Origin of the sequence: Pseudomarimonas salicorniae (assembly GCF_023156535.1) — a bacterium.
GTDB classification, from domain to species: domain Bacteria; phylum Pseudomonadota; class Gammaproteobacteria; order Xanthomonadales; family Xanthomonadaceae; genus Pseudomarimonas; species Pseudomarimonas salicorniae.
The window spans coordinates 1-14,262 of sequence record NZ_JALNMH010000024.1 but is presented as its reverse complement, the minus strand read 5'-3'; the positions used below and the strand labels follow the sequence as shown (position 1 = coordinate 14,262).

Here is a 14,262-nt window from a genome sequence, read left to right as displayed (position 1 = left end):
CTACATACGAGGTCAGCCAAAGCTGCCCCAAGGAGCAAGCGGCTTCCCCGGAAATCGACCGGTGGTATAGGCGAATCTGAAGCCGGATCCAAGGTACAAGGAGCCAGCTTGCTGGCGATAGGCGCCCCGGATTGGAAGGATCGCCAGCAAGCTGGCTCCTACATCCAGCGGCATTGCAGGGTGCGGTTCGCGCCCATCACGGCCGATCAGCCGCTGCGCCAGCGGGCCGGTTTGGACCTGTCCGCCCTCAGGGGCGGGGCGCGATGTTGGCCTCGCCGACCAGCACGCTGATGCCGGGCTTGGGATGCACCAGACGCCACTGCGGCAGCGGGGCGGCCGAGCGGGCGATGAGCGGTTCCGGCAGCACGCCGTAGTTGAGGACGATGCGCGCCGCCCAGCCCGCCGCGCGCAGCCGCCGCAGCAGCTCGTCGTGGATCGCCGTCCGGCCCCCGTGCGGATAGGCCGAGGCCGGCGGCATGGCGTCGTAGTAGGCCGCATCCCTTCCTGCGTCGTAGAGATCCTCGCGCGACCCCCAGGGCGGGTCTCCGAAGACCAGGTCGGGCGGGGTGCGGTCGTCCGGCCAGCCATCGAGATAGTCGCTTTGCAGAAGGTCCAGCCGGCAGGCGTGGCTGGCGGCGTTCTCGGCGGCCAGCTCCAGTGCGGCGGCGTCGACATCGAGGCCGGTGTAGCGCCACTCCGGCTCGAGTGCGTGCAGGGCGAGGCTGAGTGACCCGGCGCCGACCCCGAACTCCAGGACCCGTGGCGGCCGGTGCAGCTCGCGCTGCAGCGCCCTGCCCTGTTCCAGCACGACATCGACCAGCAGGCTGGTTTCGGAATCGGTGATGAAGGCGCGCCGGTCCATCTTCAGGCGCAGGCCGCGGAAGCGGATCAGTCCGGCCACATAGCCTGCCGGTTCACCCTCCAGCACGCGCCGGCGCAGGGACTGCAGGCGCTCGATGTCGCCACCCGCAGCCTCGACCAGCCAGGCATCCGCTTGCGGGTCGATCACCCGGCCTTGCCCGTGTAACGCAGGACCAGGATGGTGATGTCGTCCGCCTGGTGGTGGTCGTCGGAGAAGCCGATCACGCTCGCCAGGTTTGCTTCCACCCACTGCTTTGCCGACAGCCCGGGCTGCGCCGTCAGCTCGGCCAGCTCGGCCTCGAGGCGCGGCTCGCCGAAGAAGCTGCCGTCTTCGGAGACCGCCTCGGTGACGCCGTCGGAGTACAGGTACAGCGTATCGCCCGGCTGCAGCTGCAGGGCCTGCGAGCGGAATTCCGCCCCGGGGAGGATGCCCAGCGCCACGCCCTCGTCGGCCACGAGCTTGGCTGGCGCGGCACCGGGACGGCACAGGTAGGGTCGGTTGTGGCCGCCGTTGGCGTAGCAGACGCGACCGGTCCGCACATCGATGATGCCGATGAACAGGGTGACGAACTGGCACATCGCGTTCTGCTCTTCCAGCAGGTCGTTGGCCTCGGCGAGGATGCGTTCGGGCGCATCGGCCAGCTCCGCCTGCGAGCGGGCGCGCATCAGGGTCACCGCCACGGTCATGAACAGGGCGGCGGGCATGCCCTTGTCGGACACGTCGCCGACCATGAAGCAGACGTGCTCGTCGTCGATGAAGAAGTAGTCGTAGAGGTCGCCGCCGGCCTCCTTGGCCGGCTTCACCGTGGCGTGCAGGTCGATGGCCACGCCGCGGTGGCCATCGCGCAGCGGATCGAATTGCCGCGGAAGCATGCTGAGCTGGATGTCACCGGCGATCTTCAGCTCGTTGCGCAGACGCTCCTTGGTGGCGGTGGTCTCGGTCAGCTCCTGCAGGTAGTTGTTGAGCCTTGTCTCCATGGTGATGAAGGAGCTGGCCAGCTGGGCGATCTCGTCGCGGCTTTCCGAGGGAATCCGCACCACCAGCTGGCGCAGCGCGTCATCCTGCACCGGCTGGAAGTCGGACGCCGCGAGCTCGCGGGTGTATTCGGAGAGCCGGGTGATCTTCGAGGAGACCCGGCTGCCGAGCCAGAAACTGAAGGCGAAGACCACGAAGAAGCTGGCGAAGCCGATCAGAATCGAATTGCGCAGCGAGGCGTCCAGCTTGGCGTAGAGGTATTCGATCGAGACATCGGCACCGACCACGTAGCGGGTGCCGGCGGCGGTCTGCCGCGGCGAGAACAGGAAGTAGACCTCGCCCCATTCGTCGTCTTCGCTGGTTTCGCCGAAGTAGGCGCGATTCTCGGCGAAGGCCTGCGTCAGAAGGGGGTTGGAATAGGTTTCCCAGTAGCGGGCGTAGCTGCCCTCGGCCAGCTCCTGCGGGGTGCCGTTGGAACTGGTGGTATGGAACTGCCCGTCGACGGCGGCGTAGCTGTAGAGGTAGATCAGCCCGGTGTCACGACAGTAGTCGGACAGCTTGCGCAGGATCGCCTCGTACTCCTGGGCGCTGACTGCCTCCGGGGTCACTGCGCGGTCGAAATAGCCCGGCGGCAGCATGTCCGGCAGGGCGCGCGCCGCGGCCGAGAGCTTCTGCTGGATGCCCTCGATCGTGGCGTCCTTCTCGATCCGGTAGTGGTTCCAGGCGAACACCGCGGTGCCGAGGATGTTGAACAGGGTCAGGCCCAGGATGATCTTGAAGCGCAGACCGAAGCGGACCCGGTCGGTCGGCCGGAAGCGCTCGCTGCGACGCCGCTCGGCATTCATGCCGGCTCGACCTCGAGCGACACCGGCTGCGACTCGGCGATGACCAGCAGGCCGCGGAAGCTGCCCGAGAGCAGGCCGGAGATCTCGTCCATGGCCTGCGCCAGCGGACGCTTCGGAAACTGCCCTTCGTAGGTCCGCGCCAGCCGCATGGCCTCGCGCGGCACGGTGCCGATCATGGCGAAGCGCCGGCGCGGGGTAAACGGGACCAGGCCCGGCTTCAGCGGATCGAGAATCCAGCCGCGCGCCTCTCCGGCGTCGGGCAGCCAGAGCACCTGCAGCACGCTGCAGGGAAACAGCGAGAGCGCGCGGCTCATCTCGTCGCCGTCGATGCCGCCGGCGACGCGGTCGAGCAGGTAGTCGCGGGTCGCCAGCGCGGCCAGCGAACGCTGCAGCTCGCTGCGCGCTGCCGGGTCGGTGCGCTGGGTGCCGGCCACCAGCCACCATCCGGTCTCCACCCGGCGCTGGCCGAGGAACTCCTCGGCCAGCTGCGGTCCGAGGCATCGCCAGGCGCAGCGGGCGGCGAGCTCGTCGGGCACCTGGTACGGAAGCACCGACTCGCGCAGCGCCGCGGCAAGATCGGCATCACCGGGCAGCAATTCGGCTTCGAAGAATCGGCGTCGGGTCTGGCTGGTACCGTCGGCAAGCAGGCTGGCCATGGTCAGCAGGGTACCGCCAAGGTCATTCAGCTCGCGAATCCGTCCGGAAGGCCAATGCTGCAGGTACTGGCCCTCGGCCAGCGAATGGGCGCCGCGGGCCAGGGCGCCCAACTCGCGACGCGCATAGCGGGTCAGCCATTCGGCGACCAGCACGCCGGCCAGCAGCAGCACCGCCGAGAGCAGCAGGAGCTGCTCGACCAGTTCGGCGGTCGCCTCGCGCAGGGTCCGGTCGGGCTCGCTGACGGCCATGACGGACAGCCCGTCCTCCGTTGTCTCCGGCACGCTGGCGTAGCCGATGTTGAGATCGCTGGGCGCCTCGGGCCGGGACTGCCAGTGCCAGCCAAGACCGTTGTCGGCCAGCCCCCCCGCCCTGCCGGCATCGAGCGTGGGCGCGGGAATGCCCTCGCGCTCAACCAGCACCTGCGGCGTGCCGTCCGCGCCGAAGCCGGTGATCGCCACGCCGCCGAGGCGTCGGCTGAAGGCGCGCAGCCGGGCGCGCTGGCGGGCCGGGGCCTCTTCGACGATGGTCGGCCAGAAGCCGGCCAGCACCGCCGCCGCCCCCTCGGCCCTCTGCTGCAGGCCCCAGCGGATCTCCTGCCGATCGAGCGCGTAGACGAGCAGGCCGTTGATCAGCGCGACGCCGAGGAACAGCGGCAGGATCGCCAGGTAATAGCGCAGCCGGATCGTCATGCGCGGCGCTCCCGCCGGTAGTCGACGCCGAGCAGGGGCATGCGGAAGAAGCCGGTGAGCAGGGCCGGGCACTCGGTCAGCACGGTGAAGAACTTGCCGCGCGGCAGGGCGAGGGCGACATAGCCTTCCGGCCCGGCCAGGATCGGGAAGGGCGCCGGCTTGCCGGTCAAGAGGATGGTCGTGCCGAGTACCGGCTGCATCACGTTTCCGGCCGGGTCGACCGCGCTGCCCGAGACCTGTACGTAGAGCCGCTGCAGCATCGCGCCCTCGCCGCAGAGCAGATGGCCCGGTGCGAAACGATGCAGATGGGTGGCAGTGGCGATGGTCAGCAGCTCATCGGCGCGCAGCTGGGCGAAGGGCTCCACCGCCTGCAGGGCGAACAGCTTGTCGGCAAGGCTCATGCTCATGGGAGGGCTTCCTCGACGGGCGGCGCCAAGGCCAGGGTCCAGCCACCCGGCAGCGCCAGTCCAGTGCAGCCGCGCAGCGGCAACACCATGCCATCGGCCAGCTTCAGCGTGGCACTGCTGCCATCGCGATCGACCCTCTCGACGCGCAGGCTGCCCCGGCAGCGCACGCGGAGGGTCTGCTCCTCAGCCTGCCAGGCGAGCAGGCAAGTCAGCTGGGGCTCGGCGGAGAACAGCAGGTCCTGCGCGGTCGCCAGGGGCTTGCGACGCAGCAGGGAGCGGGCCAGCTGCAGCACCCGGGCCTGATCGCGCGCCGGCTCCAGGCCCTCGCCGGAGAACCGGGCGTCCCAGTACAGGCAGGCGCGCGGGTCACCGACAGCCGAGGCGCGCAGCCCGCTGGCGGCATCCGCCGGGGGCTCGAAGGGCAGGCCGCTTGCCGCGAGCGCGGACTCGTCGCGCAGGGCGTGCTCCAGGGCCATCTGCATGCGGCCACTGACCAGGGTCTGCTGGTAGGCCTGCGACTGTCGCTCCTGTCCCTGCAGGCGGGTGCCCAGCGCGGCGAGGCTGCCGGCAAGGCCTGCGATCTCGTCGCGGCCGCGCGCCTCCGGCGGGCGGTCGAAGTAGCCGGCGGCGATGCGCAGGGCGGCGTCCTTGATCTCGCGCAGCGGTCGGGTGAGGCTGCGCGAGACCCGCAGTGAGACCCAGGCGGCCAGCAGCAGCAGGCCGACGCCGACGCCGAGCACCGCGAACAGGGCGTTGCGCGTCTTGCCGCGGATCACGCCGATGTCCACATCCGCCCCGGCCAGCGCCACCACCCGTCCATCGGAGGCGAAAATCGGCTCGGCGGCCAGCTTGATCAGGCCCCAGACCTCCCATTGCCGGATATCGGAGACATAGGCCCGCCCCTGGTTCTGCGCGGCCTGCAGATCCTGCAGCGAGTCCTCGGGAATGGTGTCCTCGTAGCCCGGCGGCGTGTGGTCGTCCCCTTCGCTGCCATCGAGGATGTAGCGCAGCTGGTCACCGGCGAGGATCTGCTCGGTGTAGAGGAAGGTCAGTCCGGATACCTTGCGCACGTGCCGGTAGGCGGGCGCGTAGCGTTCGATGAACGGGTGCGACTCGCTGAAGTAGCCCGGCGGCGGCGGCTCGGCCCCCAGCTCGCCGCTGTCCAGGTCGACGGCGAGCAGGCCCGAGGAGGCCAGGTAGGCTTGATCTCCCTGCACCACCAGGCCCTGGACGCGGCGGCCGTCCAGGTCGATGGAAAAGCGCCGGCGCATGCGGCCGTCCGGGGCCAGCTCGACCACCTCGCCGGCCTCGATGCCGATGCCCACCAGTCGCCGCATGTCGGCGTCGAAGGCCAGGCGGTCGACGGCGGCGCCCAGCGCGACCAGGCCCGGCGATTCCATGCTGCCCACTGCCGGCCCTTCACTCGCCGAGCCATCGCCGGTCTCCGCGGGCGCCTCCGCCAGCAGGGCGTGCAGGCGGTTTCCGCTGCGGCCCCACCAGCTGCCCTGGGCGTGGAAGATCTCGGACAAGGGCGGCAGGTCCTCGCGCAGGGCCAGCGGCTCGCCCAGCAGCCAGTGCAGCGCTCCGTCGACGTCCAGGGCCAGCACCCGGCCATCATCGACCGCGCAGGCCAGCTCGGCGATCGGTCGCGGCGACGGCGAGGGCTGTGGCTCGAGCGGCAGCGCGCCGCCGGCGGCCGGATCGATCTCGACGAATCGGTCGCGCTCCTCGTCGAAGCCCCAGATCCGGCTGCCGCCGCAGATCGCGGAGATGCGATGCGGACGCTGGTAGTCGGCGTGGGCATCGCCATCGGTCAGCACGGCCGCGCCGCCCGCCAGCGCCTGCAGCTTCTGGTCGAAGCCGCCGAGGATGATGCGGTAGATCGAGTCGTAGACCGCCAGCGCCCAGAACGCGGTGGCCAGGGTCAGCACCGTGGCCAGCACGCTCATGATCAGTGTCTGGAAACTGAAGGTCAGCTTCATGGGCGGACGATCACGAGAAGGCCGAGATGGTCTTGAACTGGTAGAGCCCGATGCCCATCGACGGGAAGATCTCGATGGCCCGCTCGACCAGCGCGCCGGGCAGCACCAGCAGGCGGCAGCCACCGGAACGCGCGTCCTCGCCGCGCTCCGGGTCCCCCATCAGCACGCGCTGCCCGAAGGTGGCGCCGGGGCCGACCAGGGCTTCGCCGGATTCGCGGCTGAGGCTGACCTCGCCCTCGGCGACGATGAACAACGCGTCGGCGGCGTCACCGCGGCGGTAGATGAGCTCGCCGGCGGGCACCCTGCGGTCCTCGCTGTGCCGGGCCAAGAAGTCGAGCGCCAGCACCCGCGCCTCGGAGAAGAATTCGGCGCGCACCAGCATCGCCACCCGTTCCACCGAATGGACGGGCGGCGGCTCATCCGGCGCGCGCTCGGCAAAGCGCGGCAGCAGCTCGATCAGCCAGTCGCCTCGATGGGCGTCGCTGGCGAGCTCGAGGCGCTCGCGCAGCAGCGCGGGCGTGCCGGGCAGGCCCAGCTCATGATGGGCGATCAGACCGGACGATGACTCAAGCGGCACGCTGCTCAGCGCGGCGTCGCGGAGCAGGTCGCGCAGGCTGCGCTGGCCGCCGCGCTGGCGGACCACGTCGAGCCCGGCGATGGCCACGGTGGCGTCGATCAGCCGCGCGATCCGCTCGAACAGCTCGCGCGAGCAGCTTTGCTGGATGGTCTCGACCGCATTGGCGCGATCGCGGGCATTGGCGAAGGAGAGGCTGGCGCGGATCAGGTCGAAGTCGGGCAGGCGCCCGGCCAGACTGAGCAGTTCGAGGACGAACTCGAGGCCCTGGGCCGCGGCGTCGCGGTAATAGCGGGTCAGGACAACGCAACCGGTGCCCTGCCTCGACTCGCGCCGGGCGACCAGGGCGCGGTGCGCGGCCACCGCACGTTCGGCGATGCCGAGCTCGGCATCGATCAGTTCGTCGGCCACCATCAGCAGCTGGGGCATGGCCAGCCGCGACAGGGCGCGCAGGGCGATCGAGCGCGAGTGGTAGGGCGCGGCCACGTCGCGCAGCACGTGGATCACGCCGGGAATCGCCTTCAGCCCCATGCTGCGGATGACTTCCTCCAGCCGGCGACTCTCCCCGGCGGAGAAGTGCTCGGCGCCGAGCAGCAGGCTGCGGATCGCCGAGGTGTCGCCGGTGCGCTCGGCGATGTCGAGGATCAGGAAGCGCTCTTCGCTGGGCGCGTCGCGCAGCAGGGGCAGCACCTGGGGCAGCAGCTGAGTGGTCTCGGGCGAGGCCAGCTTGCGCGTCGAGCGCAGCGCCTCGCGGCGCAGCTCGGGATCGTCACAGCTGAGGAAGGGCAGCAGCTCGCCGTAGTAGCGCGAATGACGGCAGTCGCCGATCGCGCGGATGCCCATGCGCCGGGCGTGGGCATTGCCGGCCAGCATGCCGCGGATCTCGCCGATGGCCTGGGCGACGTCGTCGAGCCGCGTGCCGTTCCAGCGTGCCACGGCCAGGGCCGCCTGGTGCACGGGATCACGGCTGTGCCGCCAGTGCTGGTGCTGGCGCACGGGGAAGGCCCCGGAGCCGGTGAACTCCTCGAGCACGTCGGGATCACTCGGCGCCTGGTCGCTTTCGAGCCAGAGCAGGGTCTCGGCCAGGCTCTCGGTATCGTCGTGCTGGAGCAGGCCGGAAATCGCCGGACGCAGCTTCTCGGCCTCGGCGGCATCGGCGTCGCCGAGGAAGCTCAGCAGCGCCTCCCGGGCGGCGGGGTCGCGCAGTCGCCAGAGCAGGTCGACGGCCAGCAGCCGCTGCTCGCGCGCGCCCTCCCGGGCGACCTCGCGCAGACGCTCGAAATCGGTCTCGGTCAGGTGCCGCCGCCAGCCCTCCTCGGGGTTGGCGAAGTCCAGCCAGTCGGCGCGCAGGTTGATTGCCAGCGCGCGTCCGTAGTCGTGGCGGATCAGCGCCGCGACCAGCAGGGCGAGGCAGGCGACCAGCAGGCCGGACAGCGCAAGGTTCGAGGTGTCGAGGCTGCCCGCGCTGTACCAGAGCACGAGGCCGGCAGTGGCGGTGGCCAGCGGCTCGGCCAGCGCCTCGATGAAGGTGCGCAGCTGGCGCTTCATCCGCTGCGGAAGCGCGCCGTAGAGCAGGTTGACGTTATTGTACTCGACCGCGACGAACAGGCTCTGGTAGGCGAAGAAGGCCACCACCGCCGCGACGAAGCCCGGTTCGAGAAAGAAGAACACGAACACCGCCACATAGCAGAGCGGCAGGACCAGGGCGGTCCCCGAGACACCGAGCCGGCCGACGATGCGGTTGAACAGGAACAGGTTGATCAGCAGGGTCAGCGCACCGGCGAGGCCGTGCAGCAGGCCGAGCAGCCGGGTCAGCTCGGCGGCGTCGCGATCGATCGCGAACTGGCCGAGCGCCATGTAGTCCATCAGGGCAGTCAGGCTGACCATCAGGAAGCAGATCAGCGCCAGCGAGACCGCAAACCGCGAGCCGCGCAGGGCGCCGGCGGCAAAGCGCAGAAGCGCGCCGAGCGAGCTGCCCTCCACTCCGGCCTCCTCGTCCGTGGCGATCGGCCTGTGCCGGCGCAGCAGGGCCGCGAATACCGGCCAGGTGAGCAGCGCAAGGCCGGCCCAGATCAGGAACAGGCTGGCCACCGGAATCATCCCGGATAAAGCCACCACCAGGCCACCGCCGAGCATGGCGCCGGCGGAACTGCCTGCGGAGATCAGGCCGAACAGGCGCTTGCCGTCGAGGATGCTGAAGTAGTCGTCGGCGAAGTTCCAGAACAGGGTGTAGAGGGCGATGAACCAGAGCCCGGCGTAGAACTTGATGGCAAACAGGTACCAGGGCTGCTCGGCGAACTGCGCCGCGCTGAGCCCGAAGAACAGTCCGCCCGCAATCAGCAGCAGCAGGGTCAGCCGGAACAGCCCATGGGCGCCGAGCCGACCGAGCAGCAGGGAGTAGATCGGCGCGTAGACCGCCATCACCACCGGCATGAAGATGAAGACCAGCGGCAGCTTCTCGACGCCGAGCTGGGCGAGGAACAGCGAATCGGCGGCGACCATGCCGATGGCGACCCCGGCCTGCAGCATCGCGGCGAGGATGGCGAAACCCAGGACCTTGCCGCCTTCGTCGGGCAGCACCTGGAACAGTCGCCGCGCCGACACCGCCATCAGGCCGCATCCCCGCGGCGCCGCGCCAGCAGCACGTGGCTGGCGTGGCCGTGGGTCTCGTCGCGGAAGCCCGGATGCGGCGCCTCGACCCAGGCACAGTGTTCGGCGCTGACCACCTCGAAACCCGCCGCCTCGAACATGGCGATCGCCTCGTCGGGGCTGACGAAGTGGAAGTAGTAGCGGCTGCGATAGAGGAAGGCGTTGTCGCTCAGCGCCCGCATGTCGACTCCCGCTACGCCGTCATCCAGTCCCGGAGTGTTGCACAGCAGGAGGCCGCCCGGCTTCAGGACGCGGTGCAGCTCGTTGAGGACGCGGTCGGCATCGGGGAGTGTCTCGAAGGTGTCGAGGAGCAGGGCTGCATCGATGCTCGCCCCGGGCAGGCCGGTATCGGCCAGCTGCGCCCGCTGCAGATGGACCCGCGCGCGGATCGCCTCCGGCACCTTGGCCAGCGCCCGCGCCGAGGCGTCGATGCCGTCCACCCGGTCAGCCCCCAGCGACAGCAGGAAGGGCAGATTGCGTCCCTCGCCGACGCCGGCGTCGAGCAGCCGCGAGGGCGCGCGCAGCCCTGAACGCAGGGTTTCCCCGAAACGAGCAAGGAAGGGGAGCGGCTCGTTGCCCCAGATCGGCTCGCCGGTCGAGCCGTACAGCGTGTCCCAGGCGCCCTGGCTGAGCTCGGAGATGGCCTGCTCGGTCAGCCGTGCCTTCTCGCGCACCGGGGCCAGCCAGTGCTCGCGGAAGTCGCCGCGCAGGCAGTGGCTGCTGGCCATCGCCGCGCCGTAGCCGCCGGCATTGAGCCAGCAGAGCACGTCTCCGGGCTCCAGCGGCGGCAGCGGCTCATCCTCGATCCACAGGTCGAGCGCCTCGTTGATGTTGCCGGCCACGGTCGCCGGCCCGGCCAGCGGCGCGCGACGCGCGGGCACTGGCTGCAGCGGGCGCTGGTAGTAGGCCGGCTCGGGATGCAGGTTGAACCCTGCATTGACGCCGACGAAGCGCACGCCGCCCTTGGTCTCGTCGTGGGTGACTTCGGTAAGCAGGGCGCCGGCGTCCTTGACGAAGTAGTCGCCCGGCTCGAATGCCAGCTGCAGGCCGCGCCCGCCGAAGTGGCGCTTGAGCAGGGCGACCCAGGCGGCAAGGTCCAGTTCGGTGTCGCCGGCGCGCTGCGGCACGCCAAGGCCGCCGCCGAGGTTCAGCTCGCGCACGCCGGGCGCGAGGTCGAGGAAGCGGCCGATGGCGGCATACAGCGCATCCAGCTGCATCCGCTGCGGGTCGAGAAAGCCGCAGCCGGCGTGGCAATGCAGGCGCACGACGTCGAGGCCGAGATGCGATGCCTTCTCCAGTGCCTCGCTGAAGCGGTCGAGGTAGATGCCGAACTTGCTCGGCCGGGCGCCGGCGTAGCGCAGCTTCTCGTTGTCCGCATAGCCGATGCCGATCGCGGGATTGATCCGCAGGCCGACCGCGCGCCCGGGACTGCGCTCGGCGGTGGGCGGCAGCGCGGCGATCGCATCGAGGTTGAGGAGCATGTCCGGCCAGCCGGCGATGGCCTCGTGGTCGGCACGGCTGAGGCTGGTCGCGGTGAACGAGATCTCGGCCTCGCGGAAGCCGCAGTCCAGCGCGTGACGCACCTCGTTCGGCGAGCAGGCATCGATGCCGACGCCGAGCCCGCGCATGTGCCGCAGCAGCGGCGCGTAGCGGTTCGCCTTCATGGCATAGAACAGGCGAACGAGCATGCCGGCGCCATCCAGGGCGCGGCGCAGTCGGGTGACGTTCTGGCTGATCCGCGCCGCGCAGTAGACGAAGGTGGGCGTGCCGAGCTCGGCAGCCAGGGCGCCAACGCTGCGCCCGGCGAAGCGGAGGTCGCCCCCGGCGTCGTAGTGGCGGTCCGGGCGCTCCCACCATTCGGACTGCGCGGCTTGCGGCTGTGTGCTCATCGAATTCCGTGCGTTCGGCCGGGGCGCGGAGCACGCGGCCGCCCTCCCGCGCCGCCGTCGACATCCCCTGTCGACCCGATTGTGTCGCAGGGCCGCCGCCGCCGTCGACCTTTGCTCGGTTCCGCCTGCGACCTCCATCGGGTCGGGTCACGGCTTGGCGGCATAATCGGTGCGTCCACCGCGGATGCCCTGCATGCACGACACCGGTTTTCTCGACATCGCCCTGCTCTTCCTGCTCGCCGCGGTGCTGGCCGTGCCGCTGTTCCGCTATCTCGGCCTCGGTGCCGTACTCGGCTATCTGGCCGCGGGCGTGGCGATCGGCCCGCATGTGCTGGGACTGGTGCCGGATCCGGACGCCATCCTGGCCGCCTCGGAGTTCGGCGTGGTGATGCTGCTCTTCATCATCGGCCTCGAGCTGTCGCCGGCACGGCTGTGGGTGATGCGCCGCCAGGTGTTCGGCATCGGCGCTCTGCAGGTGTTCGGCAGTGCCGCCCTGCTCGGCCTTGGGCTCAGCCTGCTCTGGAGCGGCTGGAAGACGCCCTTCATCGTCGCCATGGCCCTGGCTCTGTCCTCGACCGCGGTCGGCCTGCAGATGCTCGCCGAGCGCAAGGAGCTGACCGCCGGACACGGCCGGCTGGCCTTCGCCATCCTGCTCTTCCAGGACATCATCGTGATCCCGCTGCTGGCCCTGATCCCGCTGCTCGGGGAGGCCCGCGCGGCGGAGCGCTCGGCGCCGGACTGGTTGGCGGTGGGCAATGCGCTCCTGGCCATCGCCGCGGTGATCGTCATCGGGCGCTGGCTGCTGCGCCACCTGTTCCGCGCGGTGGCCCGGGCGCAGTCGGTCGAGGTGTTCACCGCCAGCGCGCTGATGGTCGTCGCCGGCACCGCCTGGCTGATGCAGAGCGTCGGCCTCAGCATGGGCCTGGGCGCCTTTCTCGCCGGCGTCCTGCTGGCCGACTCGGAGTTCCGCCACGAGCTGGAATCGCATATCGAGCCTTTCAAGGGCCTGCTGCTCGGTCTGTTCTTCATCGCCGTCGGCATGACCATCGACCTGCAGGTCGTGGCCCAGGAACCGCTGCCCATCCTCGCCGGCGTCACTTGCCTGCTGCTGCTGAAGTCGCTGGTCCTGTTCGGCGTCGGCCGGCTCGGCGGGCTTGGCGCGCGCAGCGCGGCCCAGCTGGCGGTGATCATGGCGATGGGCGGCGAGTTTGCCTTCGTCATCTTCGCCGAGGCCTTCAAGGCGGGCCTGCTCGACCCGGCGCTGCGCGACCGCCTGGTGGTGGTGGTCGGCCTGTCGATGGCGGCCACGCCGCCGCTGGTGCTGGGCCTTGGCAGCTGGCTGAACCGGCATCCCGAAGCGCGCGCCCAGCGCGAGCCGGATCCCATCGACGACGAGCATCCGCGGGTGATCATCGCCGGCTTCGGCCGCATGGGCCAGATCGTCGGTCGCCTGCTGCGCGCCTCGAAGATCCCGTTCACCGCGCTGGAGAACAGCCCCGAGCAGGTCGACCTGTCGCGGCGCTTCGGCACCAAGATCTACTTCGGCGACCCGGCCCGTCCCGACCTGCTGCGTGCCGCCCACGCCGGGCGGGCGGAACTGTTTGTTGTGACCACCGACGATCCCGACGCCAACCTGCGCACCGTGCGCATCGTCCGCCGGCTGTTCCCGCACGTGCGCATCCTGGCCCGGGCGCGCAACCGCCAGCACGCCTTTCGCCTCATGGACCTTGGCGTCGACGTGGTCACCCGCGAGACCTTCCACTCCTCGATCGAGATGGGCCGGCACGCCCTGATGGCGCTCGGCCTCGACGCCGACCAGGCCAGCGAGCGCACGCGCAAGTTCGCCGAACATGACGAGGCCCTGCTGCGCGAGCAGCACCTGGTCTATGACGACGAGGCCGCGCTGGTGGTCTCATCGCGCGACGCACTGCGCGATCTGGAGAAGCTGTTCGAGGCCGACGAGCAGCCGGAGGAATCCAGCTCCGGCGAATCAAACCCGAAAGCCGGATCCTGACCTCGCCGGGGACGAAGCGGTCATCCATAGGGTGCGGCTGGCCGCACCGGGCGTACCGTCCGAACGCCCGTATCGGTGCGCCAAGGCACACCCTACGGGCCTTTGCTGACGCCCAACGAAGCCCGACTGTAGCGGCGCACAAGGGCGCTCCCGCGGCCTGGCGTTTTCACCACAGACCGCGGCCAGAGCGGAACTCCGCGGTCGCGGCCATGTCCGCTCCTACGAAAGCCCGCCCATCCGAGGCCGTGGCGAACGGCCGGTTTGCGGCGGACGGAATACAACCATAGGGTGCGGCTGGCCGCACCGGGCATACCGTCCGAACGCCCGTATCCGTGCTCCAAGGCACACCCTATGGGGCTTCGCCGACGCCCAACAAAGCCCGACTGTGGGAGCGCCCTTGGGTGCGACGGCGGAAATCCGCTCTGGCCGCGGTCTGTGGTGAATGCGTAGCGTCGCGGTCGCGCCCACGGGCGCTCCCAAAATTTGACTGCGGCAAGGTCTGCTTTGCGGAGCAAACCGGACCTGGCAGCGCCGTTGCGTGTGTAGGAGCCAGCTTGCTGGCGATAGGCGCCCCGGATGGGATGATCGCCAGCAAACTGGCTCCTTGTACCTTGGATCCGGCTTCAGATTCGCCTATACCACCGGTCGATTTCCGGGGAAGCCGCTTGCTCCTTGGGGCAGCTTTGGCTGACCTCGTATGTAGAGCGGCTCCCCGCCCC

At 70.2% G+C, this 14,262-nt stretch carries 8 protein-coding genes; 1 reads left to right on the top strand and 7 read right to left on the bottom strand.

The window, feature by feature from the left end:
• Positions 1–247 precede the first annotated feature (247 nt).
• From M0G41_RS18330 to M0G41_RS18300, 7 genes are read right to left on the bottom strand one after another with little or no spacing between them, the layout of a single operon-like run.
• Positions 248–1,009, bottom strand: a complete 762-nt coding sequence (locus M0G41_RS18330) for a methyltransferase (protein WP_248211674.1) — start codon at positions 1,007–1,009, stop codon at positions 248–250.
• Positions 1,006–2,682 (bottom strand): PP2C family protein-serine/threonine phosphatase, encoded by a 1,677-nt coding sequence (locus M0G41_RS18325; RefSeq protein WP_248211673.1) that lies wholly within the window; start codon positions 2,680–2,682, stop codon positions 1,006–1,008. Before M0G41_RS18325 ends, M0G41_RS18330 begins: the two co-directional genes overlap by 4 nt.
• Complete coding sequence (locus M0G41_RS18320; protein WP_248211672.1) at positions 2,679–4,028, bottom strand: hypothetical protein; 1,350 nt, start codon at positions 4,026–4,028, stop codon at positions 2,679–2,681. Before M0G41_RS18320 ends, M0G41_RS18325 begins: the two co-directional genes overlap by 4 nt.
• Positions 4,025–4,435, bottom strand: a complete 411-nt coding sequence (locus M0G41_RS18315) for a cyclic nucleotide-binding domain-containing protein (protein ID WP_248211670.1) — start codon at positions 4,433–4,435, stop codon at positions 4,025–4,027. The genes M0G41_RS18320 and M0G41_RS18315 overlap by 4 nt, the downstream gene beginning before the upstream one ends.
• Entirely contained in the window at positions 4,432–6,417 is a 1,986-nt protein-coding gene (locus M0G41_RS18310) for a HAMP domain-containing protein (protein WP_248211667.1), read from the bottom strand. Before M0G41_RS18310 ends, M0G41_RS18315 begins: the two co-directional genes overlap by 4 nt.
• Positions 6,418–6,427: 10 nt before the next feature.
• Complete coding sequence (locus M0G41_RS18305) at positions 6,428–9,601, bottom strand: cyclic nucleotide-binding domain-containing protein (RefSeq protein ID WP_248211665.1); 3,174 nt, start codon at positions 9,599–9,601, stop codon at positions 6,428–6,430.
• On the bottom strand, positions 9,601–11,529 hold the full coding sequence (locus tag M0G41_RS18300) for a methyltransferase domain-containing protein (RefSeq protein ID WP_248211661.1): 1,929 nt from the start codon (positions 11,527–11,529) through the stop codon (positions 9,601–9,603). The genes M0G41_RS18305 and M0G41_RS18300 overlap by 1 nt, the downstream gene beginning before the upstream one ends.
• A gap of 193 nt (positions 11,530–11,722) precedes the next feature.
• Here M0G41_RS18300 and M0G41_RS18295 point away from each other — a divergent pair, with 193 nt between their 5' ends.
• Positions 11,723–13,543: a monovalent cation:proton antiporter-2 (CPA2) family protein gene (locus tag M0G41_RS18295; RefSeq protein ID WP_248211660.1), complete on the top strand. Its 1,821-nt coding sequence runs from the start codon at positions 11,723–11,725 to the stop codon at positions 13,541–13,543.
• Positions 13,544–14,262: the final 719 nt, after the last annotated feature.

What these genes read in the sequence shown, in the direction of transcription:
- M0G41_RS18295 (WP_248211660.1), top strand. Translation starts at nt 11,723, where the DNA reads ATGCACGACACCGGTTTTCTCGACATCGCCCTGCTCTTCCTGCTCGCC.
- M0G41_RS18300 (WP_248211661.1), bottom strand. Translation starts at nt 11,529, where the DNA reads ATGAGCACACAGCCGCAAGCCGCGCAGTCCGAATGGTGGGAGCGCCCG.
- M0G41_RS18305 (WP_248211665.1), bottom strand. Translation starts at nt 9,601, where the DNA reads ATGGCGGTGTCGGCGCGGCGACTGTTCCAGGTGCTGCCCGACGAAGGC.
- M0G41_RS18315 (WP_248211670.1), bottom strand. Translation starts at nt 4,435, where the DNA reads ATGAGCATGAGCCTTGCCGACAAGCTGTTCGCCCTGCAGGCGGTGGAG.
- M0G41_RS18325 (WP_248211673.1), bottom strand. Translation starts at nt 2,682, where the DNA reads ATGAATGCCGAGCGGCGTCGCAGCGAGCGCTTCCGGCCGACCGACCGG.
- M0G41_RS18320 (WP_248211672.1), bottom strand. Translation starts at nt 4,028, where the DNA reads ATGACGATCCGGCTGCGCTATTACCTGGCGATCCTGCCGCTGTTCCTC.
- M0G41_RS18310 (WP_248211667.1), bottom strand. Translation starts at nt 6,417, where the DNA reads ATGAAGCTGACCTTCAGTTTCCAGACACTGATCATGAGCGTGCTGGCC.